The following is a 16,002-nucleotide window of genomic DNA, read 5'->3' as shown; positions in this document are numbered from 1 at the left end:
CCTTCTTACTGTCAGCGATGGTCTCTCGCCTTGTTTTTAAACAAGTCAATATGGTCGAGCGCCTTGCCGGTGCCGATCGCCACGCAATCCAACGGATTTTCAGCGACGATGACCGGCATGTCCGTTTCCTTGCTGATGACTTTGTCCAAATTGCGCAGCAAAGCCCCGCCGCCTGTCAACACAATGCCGCGGTCCATAATGTCGGCGGCCAGCTCCGGGGGCGTTTTTTCGAGCGTGTTTTTCACCGAGTCAACGATCGCATAAACGGTATCGCGCAGCGCCTCTGCCACTTCTTCCGCGCTAATTTCGATCGTTTTCGGCAGCCCGGTCAGTAAGTCGCGGCCGCGAATTTCCATTTTGCCGATCCCTTCCGGATTTCCGGCTGAGCCGATTTCCATTTTGATCGCCTCTGCCGTCCGCTCACCGATCATCAAATTGTACGTTTTGCGGATGTATTGAATGATTGCCTCATCCATTTCATCGCCGGCAATGCGAATCGACTGGCTCGTCACGATGCCGCCGAGCGAAATGACCGCCACCTCGGTCGTGCCGCCGCCAATGTCCACCACCATGCTGCCGGTCGGCTCCCATACCGGCAAGTTGGCGCCGATCGCCGCGGCAAACGGCTCTTCAATCGTATACGCGTCGCGCGCTCCGGCCTGGCGCGTCGCATCGATGACCGCCCGCTCTTCGACCGCTGTGATGCCATACGGTACACATACCATCACATACGGCTTGCCGGCGAACAGTCCTTTCGTTTTGATGGCTTTGCGGATATAGTATTTCATCATGGTCGCTGTCGTCTCGTAGTCAGCAATGACGCCATCTTTCATCGGCCGCAGCGCCACGATGTTGCCCGGCGTGCGCCCGATCATGTTTTTTGCCTCATTGCCGACGGCGACAATTTGCTTTGTATCGCGCTGAATGGCAACGACGGACGGCTCTCTGAGCACGATGCCTTTTCCTTTTACGTAAACGAGCGTATTCGCTGTCCCTAAATCGATCCCTAGATCTTTCGTTCCAAACCCAAACATATTGTTGATCTTCCTTTCCGAAACGAAATGCATATCATCTTTATATTGGCAAAATTGGTCGGATGTCAGTCATTGATAAGTTGCACAGCACCGCCCAAACGGATTCGGAAAAACTCATAATTGATATTATACCTGATTCGACAAAAAATGAGAACCGTTAGACATAGCCTTTTTCTTTCAAACTGATGAATTTTTGATCGCCGATAATGAGATGGTCGAGAAGCTCGATGCCGATAATGCGCCCGCATTCGGCGAGCCGCTTTGTGACATCGATGTCCTCACGGCTTGGGGTCGGGTCGCCAGAGGGGTGGTTATGCACGCAAATGACGGAGGCGGCGGATCGTTTGATCGCCTCTTTAAACACTTCGCGCGGATGGACGATCGAGGCGTTTAAACTGCCGATGAACACCGTTTTGCGGTGGATGACTTGGTTTTTCGTATTCAAGTAAATGGCAACAAAATGTTCTTGCGATAAAAAACGCATATCTTCCATCACGTATTTGGCCCCGTCCTCCGGGCAACGGATGACATAGCGGTCATTGTAGCCGGACTGGTGAATGCGCCGGCCAAGCTCAAGCGCAGCCAAAATTTGCACCGCTTTCGTCGGCCCGATTCCTTTGATGTTTGTCATTTCTTCCACGGTCGCATCTTTCAGCAACCTCAGCCCTTCAAAATGATGAAGAAGACGCTGGGCGAGCTGCACGACCGACTCGTCTTTCGTCCCGGTGCGCAGCAAAATCGCCAATAACTCATGGTCAGACAAGCTTTCCGGCCCTGATGACAGCAACCGCTCACGCGGCCGGCTGTCTTTCGGCACATCGCGAATCATCCACGCCATCCTATCTCCCCTTTTTCTATGATGATCGTCTCCCCTTCCACCGGGGAGCAAAGCCCGCTTGCAGGCCCTCTTCAGCCCGTCCAAAGCCCCGGCGGCCAGCCATCCGCGTTTTTCGCTCCTACGCTTCCGGCGGAGGCCAACCGAGCCGGCGCAGTTCTCTTACCGTCCGCGACAGCGGCAGACCGACGACAGTGAAGTAGTCGCCTTCAATCCGTTTGACAAACAGGGCGGCCCGGCCTTGAATGCCATACGCCCCCGCCTTGTCCATCGGCTCCCCGGTCGCAATGTAGGCGGCGATCTCTTCTTCGCTTAACTTCCAAAACGTCACCGCCGTTTTTTCGGCAAACGACACCGCTTCCCCATTCGGCGTTACGATGGCGACACCGGTCCACACCTCATGCGTCTGTCCAGATAAAAGGCGCAACATATGAAACGCTTCCTCGGCGGTGCGCGGCTTCCCTAAAAAGCGACCACCATATACAACAACCGTATCAGCGCCAAGAATGTAGGCATCGGATATGGACGATGCGACCGCCTCGACTTTCCGGCGGGCAAGCGTTTGAACAGCTTCTTCAGGAGGCGTTCCGGGGGCGATCGTCTCATCGGCTTGGCTTTCTTGCACATCAAACGGCCAACCCATCATCTCGAGGAGCTGTTTGCGGCGCGGGGAGCGAGAAGCAAGCACGAACCGTGGGGGCATTGTACATTCTCCTTTCCTTCGCTTCGGTTCGGAAGATTCATTTGTATCGTAGCAAACTTTTCACCGAAAGGCAATTTTCCACAGCCAAAGGGCAAAAAAAGAAAAAACGGAGCCATTTTCAGCTCCGCAGCGGTACAAGTTCCATATACACGCTTAGCGCCTCAAGCAGCAGCTGCTGGGCCTTGCCAAGCAATGCTTCCTCTTCGTTTTCTTTGTAGGCGGCAAGCGCCAAATACGCCTGCTTTAGCGCTTCGGCATATTTCTGGACCGTTTTGTTGTTTGTCGCTTCGCTTTTTTCCAATGAACCGTACGCCTTGCTCAGCGCCTGCCATTCCTCCTCGCTTGCGCCTTTGCCGGCAAGCAAAGCGGCAGAGAGCGCGGCCATGGTTTCATACAATGCCTCTCCTTTTTGGACGATGTCTAACTGGCGTTCCTTCGTTTCGTCCGCAAACGACAGCTCTTTCACATACGTGCTCGACACAGCCTTGCGGTATTTGTCATTGACCGCCCGCAGCCCTTCCTTATCCGCGCCAACCGCAATATAAAGCGCCGCCGGCTTTTGACCGGCGATAACGACCGGCACGCCCGCCGCTTCAATCGATTCGGCCGCCCGCGCAGCCGCCTTCGTGTCGGAATAAACCCCCGCTTGGATCACCGCGATCGAAAACGGCCGCGGCATCACGCCTTCCGCACGTTCGCCGCCCGTCGCTGTTCCCGCCTCGGTGAGTTCTGTCATCGCTTCAGCCGCCGGCGACGGCTCCGCTTTTTCCTTCGGAATGAGGCGAAGCATTGTCATGCCAAACGCCATGCCGACTACAGCGGCAATCGCCGCCGCCAAAAACAGCGACTTGACATGCGGCGGCAGCCGCCACGACCGCCGTATTTGGCCAGTTTTCTTCTTTTTTTGAACCGCCTCTGAAATCGAGATGATTGGTCCGTCCGCCTCTTCAAGGGCGGCCGCTTCTTCCTCTTTAGCCGTGTCAAACGCCTGCTTTTCCATCTTTTGTTCGCCAATTTGCCGACCGGTCCTTTGGTTTTCATCCGTTTGTCGGCTGCTCACTTGGAACGAACGTACTTGGTAATGGCCGACCGGTTGTCCGTCATTGGCGGAATCTGCAGACGGGCGGTCTTCAGGTCGGTGTCCGCTGGGCTCATCCGGCTGATTCCCTTCCGATGGGCGCCTGATCGTAAACGGCCGCGGATGTCCGTTGATGTTCACCGTAATGCCCGGGCGCTGCTTGTCCATTTTGCCACCATCCTTCTTCGTGCTTCGATTTCTTTCGCCCATCTTACCATAAACGAAAAAAAAAAGAACAAGACATTTGTCGTCTTGCTCCTGCTTCTTTTCTTCATTTTCCGACATCATCGGTCACGAATCGCTTCGCCTGTTAACGCCTCGACAGGAATCGGCTGTTCGCGCCCCCCCCCCCCCGTAATCGCAAAGCTGCTTCGTCTCCCCTTTCAAACAAACGGCATAGTCGATCCCGCCGTCTTCCTGTTTCGTCACGAGCACGTACGACGGATTCGTCTCTATGGATAGTACGTTCCCGGTAAACGGATCTTGGATCGGGTGAAACAAGCCGTGTTCCACCAGCTCTCTATAGGACAATACAGCCGATGAACGAGCCGGCAAAAACTCGACGTTTTCTGCGCCGACATACCGCCGCGCCGCCTCATACAAGCCATACGCATCGGAAACAAACGCCCGCTCGCGCGCCTTTTCCACCACGTCAAGTACGGCGATGACGGCAACCGCCGCTACAATGCCGACGATCACCAATACGGCCAACAATTCAATGATCGTCATTCCGCGCTTTGTCCGAATCAACACGCCGCTCTCCTCCGGCTAGCTACGGACCCGCCGATGGCGCCGTCTCCGTCAGCGGGTTGTCCTTGCCGCTTGGCGGCGGAACATCCCGCGCCGGCAGGAGCTGCTTCCATTTTTCAAGCTGCGGCGCGTAAAAGGCGCGTACTGTTAACGAATACGTCAACGGCTGGACATCGGTCGCCGTCGAGGTCAACTCCGGTTGCCCGGTAAACGTGAGCGACTCAATGGCCATAATGCGCTCGGCCCGCTCTAGCGTTTCTAAAAACCGCTCAAGCTGGTAATACGACGGCGACTGAACCGTCAGCTGCGCGCTCACCGTCTCAATGCCGGCTGGAGGGGCTTCCTTTTCTTCTCCCTTCGCCTGCTCTTGTTCGGAAAAGCGAACGTTTAGCAACACGCTGTCCGAGACGTATTCCGCCTTTTGAAACTCAAGCAGCAGCTGATCGGTAAGCGGGCGGACCGGCACTTTTTTTTGCAGCGCCGCAAGGCTTTCCAACGTTTCTCCTTCCTTTAGCGAAACGTTTTGCTCCATGGCGGCGAGCACTTTTTTCTCGCTTTGCACTATGGCGGCGAGCCGATCGATTTCCTGGTAGCGCGGCGCCAACAAAAGAAAATAAAATGCGGCGCCGACAGCGGCAACAAACAGCAACAAAACGGAAACGGCTAGCCATTTGTTGATGCGACCGATCATGGCGATGTCTCCTTTTTTTCGGTTTGGCCGATTGTTAGTTCATATTGCGCCATATAGCGCGGCACGGTCATTTCCGTCTCAACTTCATCGCTTTGACCGCTGGCAGAAACTCCTGTCAGCTTCACCTCTTTGACTATGTCCACCGCCTCTAGCCGGGCTAAATAATAGGCTGCTTCTTCGGGGGTGTCAAACTGAACCGTCATCGTCACCGTCTGCCGGTCGGCATAGGAAAAATTCATGACAAAGCCGCGCTCAGGCAGCTCTTTCGTCAACACACGCAACAACGGCACCGTTTTGAGCGGATAGCGGTTCGCCCACTCAACTGCCTTGGACAGCTCTTGCCGCCCTTGCTGCTGCTCGGCGTCCTTCTGTTTGACGGCTGCCGCGGCCTGCAAGGCGCGCACTTGCTTCAATTCCGCTTCGAGCGCCGCTTGATGGCTGCTGGCACGTTCCATCAGCCAGTATCCCCCGGCGGCGCCGACAAGGAGAAGAAGAACGACCGAGACCGTCAATACGACGCCGAGCGTATGGCGCGGCTCTTTTCGCGGCAATAAGTTAATGTCAACGATCACCGTCAGTCATTCCCTCTTTCAACGCCAGCCCCCAAGCGAGGTGATACCGGTCCGGCAGCGGATCAAGCGGACGGGAAAGGCGCTCGGGCGACACGTCAAGCCGCTCTGTCAAAGCAGCGAATGCAGCGGCAAGCTGCGGGTGGTCGCCGGTGAGGAACAGGCGCGTAATTTGCTGCTTTCCTTGTTGGAGAGAAAACGAATAAAAACTCATCATCCGCTCGATTTCCTTATACACCTCCGCAAACGGATCAACGATCGGCACCGTTTGCTCCCCGGCCGCCTCAAGCGGCAAATGGCGCATAAACAGCGGCAAATGGCGGTGAAAGACACTTAAGTTCACCGCCGATTGGTCAAGCTGCACGAGCAAAATATGATCATCCGCCGCTGCTTGTCCGGCGGCGTAAAATGGGCGGTAAGCGCAAAGCGGCGACACATCGGCCGCCACCGGGAGCAAATCGGCATCCTCAAGGAGCGCGGCATATTCCGCCACCGCTTCCTCCGGAGCGGCAAACAACAGCACGTTTAGCGCCTCCTCCGTCCGCCCGGCCACCACATAGTCAAACACCGGATCGGAAAACGGAAGCGGGATCGATTCGCCAAGCTCCATAAACAAATACCCGCGAATGTCGTCGTCCGGCAAGTGGGGAGGAAGCGGCACGCTGCGAATCATGACAAACGGATCGGGGACGACAAAGCGGACGCGCCGCCCGCCAAGCTTCCATTCGTCGACGCATTCATCCAAGATCATCGCCAATGTTTCCTCATCAACGATTTTTCCATCGCGAATGACACCGGGCGGCAGCTCGCGCTCGCCCCACCGCTTCGCCTCCGACGGATGACCCGGTTTCGCTTCCACCCACCGGATGACATGGTCTTTCATGACAATATTCGCCTGTTTTGCCTTTCGCCGCCATAACGCCATGATTGTCTGCTTCCTTTCTACCGTCCTACATCATCAGGGCAAGATACACGCGCACCATCGCCTCGCCAAAGAAAAACGCCGTCAGCGCCCCGAGCGCAATGGCCGGCGCAAACGGCATCGGCGCGCCGCGCCGCACACGGCCGAGCGCCATGCCGATCAACCCGATCACCGTACCGTACAGCGTCGCCAAGAAAAACGCAAGCAACACCATTTTCCAGCCAAGCACAAACCCGAGCACGGCAAACAGTTTCACATCTCCTCCGCCCATCCCGCCTTTTGACAGCACAGCGATCAGCAGCAATAACAAAAACCCCGCCGCCGCGCCAATGAGCATGTCCATCCACGGCAAAAATGGAATGAAGAGCCGCTCCATCAAAAACAGAACGGCAAATGCCACAAGCACACGGTCGGGGATGAGCATATAGCGAAGATCGGAGACGACAATGATGGCAAACAAGCTGATCAACGTCCACGCCACGATCAACCGCCCGCTCCAGCCGACCCACATCGGCGCGGCGGTAAACAAGCTGGCCGTCGCGAGCTCCATCGCCGGGTAAAGCGGGGAAATGCGCCCCCCGCACCCTTTGCACCGACCGCGCTGCACAACGTACGACACAACCGGAACCAGCTCTCTCGCCGACAACATCCGCCTGCACGCCGGACAATGCGACCGCGGCCGGACGATCGACTCCCCGGCCGGCACCCGCAGCCCGACGACGTTGAAGAAGGAGGCGAGGAGCAATCCTGCTGAAGCAATATAAATATACAACCCAACACCGCCTGTCATTACAAGAGCCCCAAAACTTATTCTCCATTAGCTTTCCTTGCTGTTATTCTTCACTATCTGATGAACCGTTGCTTCTTTTATTTTGCAATTCTTCCTCTGAAAGTTCGCTATCGTCTAACACAACATTAGCATCATGATTTTTTAAGACATAAGAGTACTTTCCATTGCCACCGTCATTGTTGACCACAACTTCATAGCCATCGTCTTTAACATTGTCCAAATACGGATCTAATTCCTCTTGAGTCAAAGTGGCAGGAAAGGCACTCGGAGTGTTGGCTGTCATATAGAGCTTTGCAGCGTTTACAATTTGAATTCCCTCAGCAATCTTTGCATCATTTTTTGACTTATTAATAATTCCCCCAATGCTCGGAATCGCAATCGCCGCAACAATCCCTAAAATGACGATGACGGCGAGCAGTTCGATGAGCGTCAAGCCGCGCTCGTTTTTGACCATTCGCTTCAACATTGTCTCCCCTCCCTTTCCAACAAAATTATATGGATGCAATTTGAAGATTTACCATTTGTATCTTTTACCGAGTATTTGACCGACTGTCGGGCGACCGAACAACGCCGCTTCCAGGCCCATATATAGGTCTTTGAAGCAGGCGGTTGTTCGGTCTTCCGTCACGCCAAGGCGTGACGGAGGCAAGCCTGTGGCTTGCCTTCGACGGTTGAAAATGGACAAAACGCTTTTCCGTCAAAGGATATGTTAAACTTCTTCGTTGCATCCATATAGAACGTTTTCCCTATTATTCTACAACAAGGCAACGAAAATAGGAATATGTTCTTATTTCCTATTGTTGGATATGATTAAAAATATCGTACATCGGCACGATGATGGAAGTGACGATCGTCCCGACGACGCCGGCGAGCAGCACGATCATGAGCGGTTCGATGAGCGATTTCAGTCGATCGGTGCCGGCGTCGACTTCCGCTTCGTAAAAGTCGGCGACTTTGCCAAGCATGGCGTCAAGCGCCCCGGTCTGTTCGCCGATGGCAATCATTTGCGAAACGAGCGGCGGAAACGCCCAATGGCGGCGGAGCGGCTCGGCGAGCGACTGGCCGCGCTCAAGGGCGGTGCGCGCCTCATCGAGGACGGAAGCGATCACTTCATTTTCGACGACGCGTCCGGCGATCGACAGCGCCTCTAAAATCGGCACGGAGCTGGAGACGAGCGAGCTGAGCGTTCGCGTCATGCGGGCGAGCGCCGCCTTTTGCACGAGTTTGCCGAAAATCGGCAGCCGCATTGCCGCGTAATCGAAATAATACTTCATTGCCTTTTGTTGCCGAAGCGCGGCGAACAATACGTATACGCCTATGATCAGCAACACCGCCGCCCACCAGTAATGCTGCATTACGTCGCTCGCTTTAAGCACAAACTTCGTAATCCCCGGCAGCTCGGCGTCAAAATCGGCAAACATCTCGACAAACGTCGGCACGACAGCGACAAGCAAAAAGATGACGACCGCCGTGGCGATGATGGCGACAGCGATCGGATAAGCGAGCGCTGAAGCGATTTTTTGCCGCGTCCGATGCATTTTTTCGAAATGATCGGCAAGGCGGTCGAGCGTCTCGTCAAGCGCCCCGCTCGCCTCTCCGGCGCGCACCATGTTGACAAACAGCGGCGGAAACAGGCGCGGATGGCGTGCCGCGGCCGCCGAGAGCGGATTCCCCCCGCGCAATGACTGTTCGATGTCCGAAAGCGCCCGGGCGAGGGGTTTGCTTTCGGTCTGCTCGGCTAAAACGCGAACTGAGTCGACAATCGTCACTCCCGCACGCACGAGCGTCGCAAACTGGCGCAAAAAAATGACAAAGTGCTGCAGCTTCACGGCGTAGCCGAACGAAATTTCTTTGTTCCATACCGACGGCGGCACTTCGGCAAGCACCATCGGGCGAATTCCTTTTTCCCGCAGTTTGATCACCGCCTCGCGCCGCGAGATGGCGGCGATCACCCCGGCCTTTTTTCGTCCGCTCCGATCGCGCCCTTCATACTTAAATTGTGCCATGCTCGCCACGCTCCTCTGCCAAATACGCCTCGGCGGCAAGCGGATCGATGCGTCCGTCGGCCGCAAGCTCTTTTATGCTCATTTCCATCGTCTGCATGCCCGCGTTGCGGCTCGTCTGCATAATGTTGACGATTTGATGCTCCTTTTTGTTGCGGATTAAATTGGCAACGGCCGCATTGTTGATTAAAATTTCCAGCGCGGCTGTCCGACCGCTTTTACGGCCGTTTGGAAACAGACGCTGGGCGATGATGGCCACAAGCACGGACGCGAGCTGGAGACGAATCTGTGCCTGCTGAGCCGGCGGAAAGACGTCAATCATCCGCTCGATCGCCGCCGGCGCGCTCGCTGTATGGAGCGTGCCTAACACTAAATGCCCCGTTTCCGCGGCGGTGACCGCCGTTTGAATCGTCTCCAAATCGCGCATTTCCCCGACTAAAATGATATCCGGGTCTTGGCGGAGCGCAGCGCGCAGCCCGGCGGCAAAACTGCCGGTGTCAAATCCGATCTCACGCTGGTCGATGATCGATTTTCCGTGTTTATGCAAATATTCGATTGGGTCTTCGAGCGTAATGATATGTTTTGACATCGTTTTGTTCATATAGTCGATCATAGCCGCCAATGTCGTCGATTTGCCGCTGCCGGTCGGCCCGGTGACAAGCACGAGCCCGTGCGGCTTTTCGGCGATGCGTTTCAAGACGCTCGGCATGCCGAGCTCCTCAAGCGTCGGAATGCGCAGCGGAATGAGGCGCACAGCTAAAGAAACGCACGACCGCTGTTTAAACACATTGAAACGGAAGCGCGAGACGCCGGCTATGCCGTACGAAAAGTCGAGCTCCCCCGCTTCTTGGAACTGCTGCCAAAGCGGCGGCGGAATGATGGCTTTTGCCATTTGTTCGGTCTCTTCCGAGCGAAGCCGCTCATGGCCGTATGCCTTCAGTTCCCCATTCAAGCGGAAAATCGGCGGCGCGCCAACAGTTAAATGCACATCGGACGCGCGGCATTCAAAGGCGGCGCGCAATAGCGCCTCAAGCTTTTCCTTCATCGGTCTCACCCGTCAATGTAAAATCGCCACTTTCAGCACTTCTTCAAGTGTCGTTATCCCTTGCTTCACTTTCAGCAGCCCATCATCAAGCAAAAAAATCATTTTGCTTTGAAGGGCGAGCTCGCGCAATTTCGAAAACGGTTCATTATTTAAAACGACGCGCCGCATCTCATCGGTAACGACGAGCAGCTCATGAATCGCCAGCCGGCCGCGGTAGCCGGTCATGTTGCACATCGGACAGCCGCGGCCGCGGACGAGCGTTCGCACCTCGATTCCGCGGCGGGCGAAAATTTCTTTCTCCCGCTTCGTCGGTTCATACGCTTCTTGACAGTCGCGGCAGACGCGGCGCACGAGCCGCTGGGAAACGACGCCGGCGAGCGACGTCGCCACTAAAAACGGTTCGATCCCCATGTCAATCAAACGGGTGATCGTGCTTAACGCATCGTTCGTATGAAGCGTGCTTAACACTAAGTGGCCGGTGAGCGAGGCGCGAATCGCCACTTCGGCCGTCTCGCGGTCGCGAATTTCCCCGACCATGATGATGTTCGGGTCTTGACGCAAGATCGAGCGAAGCCCTTGAGCGAACGTCAAACCGACGTTTGGGTTCACTTGAATTTGATTGACCCCTTCAATTTGGTATTCGACCGGATCTTCAATCGTAATGATGTTCACTTCTTCGCGGTTTAAATGGTTTAAAGCGGCATATAACGTCGACGATTTTCCCGAACCGGTCGGCCCAGTGATCAGCACGATGCCGTTTGGCCGTTCAATTAAGCGGATGAAACGATCGAGGTTCACCGAGTTAAAGCCGAGTTTATGAATGTCGTTCAAGGCCGCCCCTAGATCGAGGACACGCATAACGATTTTCTCCCCGTACACCGTCGGCAGTGTGGAAACGCGCAAATCGACGGGGTGAAAATCGATATCCATTTTCATCCGGCCGTCTTGCGGAACGCGATGTTCCGTGATATCCATATTGGCTAAAATTTTAATTCTCGCTGTCAGCATGCTTTGCATATGTTTCGGCAGCGCCCGCTCGGTGCGGAGAAGACCGTCGATCCGATAGCGGATGAGCACCTTCGTCTCCTGAGGGTCGATATGAATATCGCTCGCCCGCTGCTCGACGGCAAGCTGCAAAATTTGATTCACCAACCGGACAATCGGGGAATCCTCTTCATCGGCCCGCTCGTCTTCGCGCGTCTCTGACGGCGGCGCCTGCAGAAAATCATCCAACCCCTCATCGATGTCATAATATTTATTAATCGCCCGCAAAATATCATCTTTCGAGGCGATCGCCGTCTCGATTTGAAACCCGGTTGAAAGGCGCAGATCATCAATGACGAAAAAGTCCATCGGATCAGCCATAGCGACGAGCAGCCGCTCGCCTTCGACTTTGAGCGGCATCACCATATGGCGGCGGGCAAATTCTTTCGGAACAAGGCTTGTTGCTTTCGGATCGATCGGATAGCGGTATAAGCTGACATGGGGAATGCCAAGCTGAAACTCAAGCACTTCAATCAGCTGCTGCTCGGTAATGTAGCCGCGCTGCAACAAGGCATCGCCAAGCTTTTGTCCGGGCGCCTTCTCGCGCAGCGCTTCGGCGAGTTGCTCTTCCGTAATCAACCCCGCTTCGACAAGCAAGTCGCCAAGCCGTTTCCGTTCCTGCTTTTTGCTCATTTTTCTTCCCCTCCGCTCGCTTCCGTCTCCCCTTTGCCGACGGCAGCAGGGGCGGATTCCCGATTATCCGCTTCATCGCCTTCTTTTGGCTCCGTACCGCCTTTCCCATTGCCTTCGCTATTTTCTGCCGCCGGCGGGTTCGGTGATTCCGTCGGTTCACTGTCTCTGCCTTCCGTTGGTTCGCCTTCCCCATCACCGCTTGACCCAACGCTGCTTTCCGGAATCTCAAGACCGCGCACTTCAATCGTGTACACCGGCGGGTAAAAATCTTCACTGACCGTTTCTTTGCGCACAAGCCGCGCCCCGTCGCGAACCTCGCGCGTCACTTCAATTAGCAGACCCGAGCGGCCGGCTTGTTTCGTTTGCTTTGCGCCCGGCGCCAAGCGCGCGTCATATTGAACAACTGTGCGCGGCTCGATGTCCACCACGTCACCGGTGCGAATGATATATTGATAGACAAACGGCAAGCCGGAGATCACGGCGTGTACGTTTTGCCCATCATACCGAAGCCAAAGCGTGTAATCAGTTGTGTTTGGGTTGTACCATTCCAAATCGCGGCCGTTGCTGACACCCGCCTCGAAACCAGGCGTTATTCCGTCGGGCAGCGTGCGGCTCGTGTAGCGCTCGGCAATAGCAAAATTCGTTTTTAGCACCGCTTGATAAACCGCCGAAGCGATCAAATCGGCCGCTTCATCACTGAAATCTGTCTTTTCCTTTTTGATCCAATCCCCAAGCGAAAACAGCTGCCCCGCTTCGATCGTTACGCGCCTCTCTTCCGACAGCCAGCGGGCGGCCGCCGCATCAGGCAGCGGCACGGCTGCTTCGCTCACCACCGGCTCGCGCCCGTCCGGAAATGATATGTAGCTTGCTAAGTCAATGGGGGAAGACGGCGCCTGCAGCCGGGACGCCCACTTCGCTAAGTCCTCTCCGAGCCGCTTGACATCCAGCGCTTCAAGCGCCGATAACGGAACGACAGCTTCCACCGCGTTGAAACACTTTTCCAAATCCACGATGACAAAAAGCGGGGTGCGCTTCCCGTCAACGAGCTGCTCTATACTTTCTTCGAGCTGAAACGTAAAAACATCCGCCGACAGATCGACTTGTTTTTCTTGATATTGCAACGGAATGGATGCGGTCGCCTTCCACTCGTTCACCCGGCTAGCCACCGCCTCACGGGCTTCGCGCGCTGTCATATCAGCCAGGGACACCGGTCCGGCCGCCGTCCCTTCACTCAAGCGGCCATCATCCGGGGCGAACGCATCATAGGCAAAGACACCAAAATGCGAAAAGGCGATAAAATAGATCGTGCAAACGGCCATCACAGCAAGCAGCTTCCACGGGGCCGCTTTTTTCACTACCGACCCTCCCCCGTCATGCTTCCACGTTCATCGAGACATCGACGATAACGCCCGGACCGGCCTCTTGCGCCTTGCGCACATCCTCTTCACGAAGCGTTGTGCCAGCAGCGAATAACAAGCGTCCATCCGCATCATAAACGTCTTTTGTCAGCCGTTTTCCGGCTAACAGCGCGACTTGTTTTTCTCGTAACGTATGGAGCGCCTCGACGTTCTCAGCGTTTTCAGCGATCGCATCCATTTGGGCCGAAAGACCGTCTTCGTCCATTTCCGCAACGGGTTGACCGCTTTCCGCCTTCAACAGCTGCGCAGGGTCGTCAAGAAGCGTTTGTTTGGCTTCGTCATGGACGACCAAAATATCTTTGCCGTACGTCAATACTTCCGTCGCCGGCAGCACTGCTTCCTTGTTTTCTAAGTGTAAAGCGATGCCGATAATCTCCCCTGTTTCTTCGTCAATAAAAAACTCGTTGGCTTCGCCGAGCAGCTGGCCTTTGCGTGTGATGGCTTTCGTGTTCTTAATGCGGATTTGCTTATTGACGAGCTGATTGGCGATCGGAATTTCCGAAAGATCGATCACGTCATGCCCTGTTTCGACCGTCACGGCAAACTCGCCGACGCCGACCACTTTTTTAAACGGAATCGCTTTTAAGCTAAGCTGTACATCGTCTTGTTCAACCGTTAAAAAATCGATTGACCCTTTCTCCGGATTGATCACCAAACTTTTCACCGTGCCGATTTGCGCACCGTCCGCGATGCTGATGATCGGCAATCCAATCATTTGCGCGCTAGCTTTCATCATTTTCACCCCAACTGTTTGCTAATGTCGCGGCTGACTGCCGCCAAAGCGCCAATTCCTCGGCTACGGCCGGGTAGGCGCAAAAACGATTGGCGAGTTCATCAAGCCATAGAGCTAACTTATCGTACTGTTGTTCTATTACATAATGTTCCATTAACAAACGAGCCAATACGTAATAATCACGGTCGGAAAGCGGCTCGGCCAAGCATTGAAGGAGGCAGCGCTCATAGTCGGCCGCACCGAAACGGCGGCGGTTCAGACGCAATTCAGAGGCCACCGCCTGCACGACTTCTGTGCGCACCGTTTTCCGTTCCTGCAGCCTATCTCCTTCCTGCTGTTCTCCGGCTGTCCACTCACGGTCTTCCTGCCATCGGCCTGCCGTTTGTCCATCTTCCTGGAACTCGCGACATCCGGCCTGCCCGTTTGACTTTGTTTGTTGCTCCCCTTGTCGCTCAAACAGCGCGTGTTCCCCATCCGCATCGACTGTTTGTTCAGCAGCGCCGCTCACTTCCGGCAGCAAAACATATGTGATGTCCGGCGGCACCTCTCTAAAAGACGACCCAGACGGCGTTTCCTGCTCGGAAACGGGCTCGCTTTCATCGCCAGAGTCGTTAGCCGCTTCAGAAACAGCCAACAAGAAAGCGGCGTCACTCCGATCGATTGCCTGCAACAACCCTTGATCGCTATCGCCATCATCAGCGAGGGAGTCAGCGGACGTCCCTGCTTGCAGCGCCGCTGCTTCGATATCCGGCGTCATAGCGACCGGCAGCTCATCGAGCCAGTCGTGCGGAGGGCGTGCCGGCTCATCAGCCGCAATGAGCGATTCGAAAGCGGAATCGGGAAGCTGTTCCTCATCATCCGCCTGCATCGGAAGCAAGACAGGCGCAAGCGCAGAGCGTCCTCCTCCATGCTCAGCCACTCCGCGATCTTCTCCCAAGGCAATGGGCTCCAACGAAAAAGGGGCACGCTGTTCCGCATAGCTTGCTGATTCTGACAACAGCTCAGCAGAACGTTCCACATGCTCGTTTTCGCGTTCGAAGTCCTCATCCTGTTCGCGGGTTGCCCCTCGTTCATCGAAAGCTGGACTTGAGTCATCTAACCTTAACGCTGATTCATCGGAAGACATCCTCGGCTCATCGACAGTGGCTGCCGGTTCGCTCAGCGCTGATGCCGAATCTTTCAGCGCTGGCTCGAGCTCGTCTGAAGCGGGCTCGTCCGCTTTCAAACCGTCATGAAGGCGCATCGCCGCGTTCGGCCAAGCAGCTTCAGAAGCGGCATATCCGTGTTCCTGAACGAACGCCGTTTGCTGGCGCCCATCATCTAGGTCATTTGCCCCACGCTGATCAGCTTCTTTGCCGTTATCGTCTACCGGCTTTGTCAAGCGCACTGTTTTTTCGATCCGTTCATCATTCGGCCCGTCCCTTTCTTCCTTCCCTGTTGCCGACCGATAAAGGACGGTGCCGAGCCGGCGGTCGAACAAATAAGAAACCGCGGCCAACAAGAGCCCCAGCAACAACACGATCTGCCAAAGCGGCACGGCCGATTCGGCCAGTCGGGCCAACACGGCGATGAGAAACGCGGCTGCGACGACTATCGCGCCCCCAGCCCGGCTAAACCCAAGCGGCAACAACCAAATCGCCAAAAGAGCCAGTATGAATGCCGCAAAATCAATAACCGCCTCTTTCCACATGCCCATCCGTTCCTTCCCGGCGTAACGTTTCCAAAGGGCCGATAGACCTTCCACCCATCGTCCT

General features: G+C 55.5%; 16 protein-coding genes. All 16 read right to left on the bottom strand.

Annotated elements, in window-relative coordinates:
- Positions 1-11: 11 nt before the first annotated feature.
- The gene (locus tag IC803_RS03795) at positions 12-1,034 is read right to left on the bottom strand and encodes a rod shape-determining protein (protein WP_063165131.1); all 1,023 of its coding nucleotides are present in this window, start codon (positions 1,032-1,034) and stop codon (positions 12-14) included.
- Positions 1,035-1,191: 157 nt separating this feature from the next.
- Positions 1,192-1,872, bottom strand: coding sequence for a RadC family protein (gene radC / locus IC803_RS03790; protein ID WP_081208486.1), 681 nt, complete (start codon positions 1,870-1,872; stop codon positions 1,192-1,194).
- Positions 1,873-1,990: 118 nt separating this feature from the next.
- A complete protein-coding gene (locus IC803_RS03785) occupies positions 1,991-2,572 on the bottom strand; it encodes a Maf family protein (RefSeq protein WP_081208488.1) in 582 nt (193 codons plus the stop codon).
- Between the two features lie 118 nt (positions 2,573-2,690).
- Positions 2,691-3,818, bottom strand: coding sequence for a stage II sporulation protein D (locus IC803_RS03780; protein WP_081208648.1), 1,128 nt, complete (start codon positions 3,816-3,818; stop codon positions 2,691-2,693).
- A gap of 123 nt (positions 3,819-3,941) precedes the next feature.
- Positions 3,942-4,400, bottom strand: coding sequence for a prepilin-type N-terminal cleavage/methylation domain-containing protein (locus tag IC803_RS03775; RefSeq protein WP_370543805.1), 459 nt, complete (start codon positions 4,398-4,400; stop codon positions 3,942-3,944).
- A gap of 22 nt (positions 4,401-4,422) precedes the next feature.
- Positions 4,423-5,091, bottom strand: coding sequence for a pilus assembly protein PilO (locus tag IC803_RS03770; RefSeq protein WP_081208490.1), 669 nt, complete (start codon positions 5,089-5,091; stop codon positions 4,423-4,425).
- Positions 5,088-5,663 (bottom strand): fimbrial protein, encoded by a 576-nt coding sequence (locus tag IC803_RS03765; protein WP_081208492.1) that lies wholly within the window; start codon positions 5,661-5,663, stop codon positions 5,088-5,090. The genes IC803_RS03770 and IC803_RS03765 overlap by 4 nt, the downstream gene beginning before the upstream one ends.
- Complete coding sequence (pilM, locus tag IC803_RS03760; RefSeq protein ID WP_081208494.1) at positions 5,653-6,585, bottom strand: type IV pilus biogenesis protein PilM; 933 nt, start codon at positions 6,583-6,585, stop codon at positions 5,653-5,655. The genes IC803_RS03765 and pilM overlap by 11 nt, the downstream gene beginning before the upstream one ends.
- Before the next feature lie 25 nt (positions 6,586-6,610).
- Entirely contained in the window at positions 6,611-7,372 is a 762-nt protein-coding gene (locus IC803_RS03755) for a prepilin peptidase (RefSeq protein WP_081208496.1), read from the bottom strand.
- A 43-nt stretch (positions 7,373-7,415) separates the two neighbouring features.
- Positions 7,416-7,838 (bottom strand): type IV pilin protein, encoded by a 423-nt coding sequence (locus IC803_RS03750; protein WP_081208498.1) that lies wholly within the window; start codon positions 7,836-7,838, stop codon positions 7,416-7,418.
- Positions 7,839-8,166: 328 nt separating this feature from the next.
- Positions 8,167-9,378 carry a type II secretion system F family protein gene (locus tag IC803_RS03745; protein WP_081208500.1) on the bottom strand — a complete coding sequence of 404 codons (1,212 nt, stop codon included), beginning with the start codon at positions 9,376-9,378 and terminating at the stop codon, positions 8,167-8,169.
- Positions 9,365-10,420 (bottom strand): type IV pilus twitching motility protein PilT, encoded by a 1,056-nt coding sequence (locus IC803_RS03740; protein ID WP_081208505.1) that lies wholly within the window; start codon positions 10,418-10,420, stop codon positions 9,365-9,367. The genes IC803_RS03745 and IC803_RS03740 overlap by 14 nt, the downstream gene beginning before the upstream one ends.
- 12 nt (positions 10,421-10,432) lie before the next feature.
- Entirely contained in the window at positions 10,433-12,097 is a 1,665-nt protein-coding gene (locus IC803_RS03735; RefSeq protein ID WP_081208509.1) for a GspE/PulE family protein, read from the bottom strand.
- On the bottom strand, positions 12,094-13,452 hold the full coding sequence (locus tag IC803_RS03730; RefSeq protein ID WP_081208513.1) for a G5 domain-containing protein: 1,359 nt from the start codon (positions 13,450-13,452) through the stop codon (positions 12,094-12,096). The genes IC803_RS03735 and IC803_RS03730 overlap by 4 nt, the downstream gene beginning before the upstream one ends.
- A gap of 16 nt (positions 13,453-13,468) precedes the next feature.
- On the bottom strand, positions 13,469-14,248 hold the full coding sequence (locus tag IC803_RS03725; RefSeq protein ID WP_081208517.1) for a PRC-barrel domain-containing protein: 780 nt from the start codon (positions 14,246-14,248) through the stop codon (positions 13,469-13,471).
- Positions 14,238-15,992 (bottom strand): hypothetical protein, encoded by a 1,755-nt coding sequence (locus IC803_RS03720; protein ID WP_223812021.1) that lies wholly within the window; start codon positions 15,990-15,992, stop codon positions 14,238-14,240. The genes IC803_RS03725 and IC803_RS03720 overlap by 11 nt, the downstream gene beginning before the upstream one ends.
- Positions 15,993-16,002 lie beyond the last annotated feature (10 nt).

It is taken from the genome of Geobacillus sp. 46C-IIa (assembly GCF_014679505.1).
Classification (GTDB): domain Bacteria; phylum Bacillota; class Bacilli; order Bacillales; family Anoxybacillaceae; genus Geobacillus.
The sequence above is the reverse complement of the archived record's forward strand: the minus strand, read 5'-3'. Positions and strand labels throughout refer to the sequence as shown.

Excerpts from the sequence above, each read along its gene's own strand:
- IC803_RS03735 (WP_081208509.1), bottom strand. The coding sequence starts at position 12,097 with ATGAGCAAAAAGCAGGAACGGAAACGGCTTGGCGACTTGCTTGTCGAA.
- IC803_RS03725 (WP_081208517.1), bottom strand. The coding sequence starts at position 14,248 with ATGAAAGCTAGCGCGCAAATGATTGGATTGCCGATCATCAGCATCGCG.
- radC (WP_081208486.1), bottom strand. The coding sequence starts at position 1,872 with ATGGCGTGGATGATTCGCGATGTGCCGAAAGACAGCCGGCCGCGTGAG.
- IC803_RS03740 (WP_081208505.1), bottom strand. The coding sequence starts at position 10,420 with ATGAAGGAAAAGCTTGAGGCGCTATTGCGCGCCGCCTTTGAATGCCGC.
- IC803_RS03750 (WP_081208498.1), bottom strand. The coding sequence starts at position 7,838 with ATGTTGAAGCGAATGGTCAAAAACGAGCGCGGCTTGACGCTCATCGAA.
- IC803_RS03745 (WP_081208500.1), bottom strand. The coding sequence starts at position 9,378 with ATGGCACAATTTAAGTATGAAGGGCGCGATCGGAGCGGACGAAAAAAG.
- pilM (WP_081208494.1), bottom strand. The coding sequence starts at position 6,585 with ATGGCGTTATGGCGGCGAAAGGCAAAACAGGCGAATATTGTCATGAAA.
- IC803_RS03785 (WP_081208488.1), bottom strand. The coding sequence starts at position 2,572 with ATGCCCCCACGGTTCGTGCTTGCTTCTCGCTCCCCGCGCCGCAAACAG.
- IC803_RS03770 (WP_081208490.1), bottom strand. The coding sequence starts at position 5,091 with ATGATCGGTCGCATCAACAAATGGCTAGCCGTTTCCGTTTTGTTGCTG.
- IC803_RS03755 (WP_081208496.1), bottom strand. The coding sequence starts at position 7,372 with ATGACAGGCGGTGTTGGGTTGTATATTTATATTGCTTCAGCAGGATTG.
- IC803_RS03795 (WP_063165131.1), bottom strand. The coding sequence starts at position 1,034 with ATGTTTGGGTTTGGAACGAAAGATCTAGGGATCGATTTAGGGACAGCG.
- IC803_RS03780 (WP_081208648.1), bottom strand. The coding sequence starts at position 3,818 with ATGGACAAGCAGCGCCCGGGCATTACGGTGAACATCAACGGACATCCG.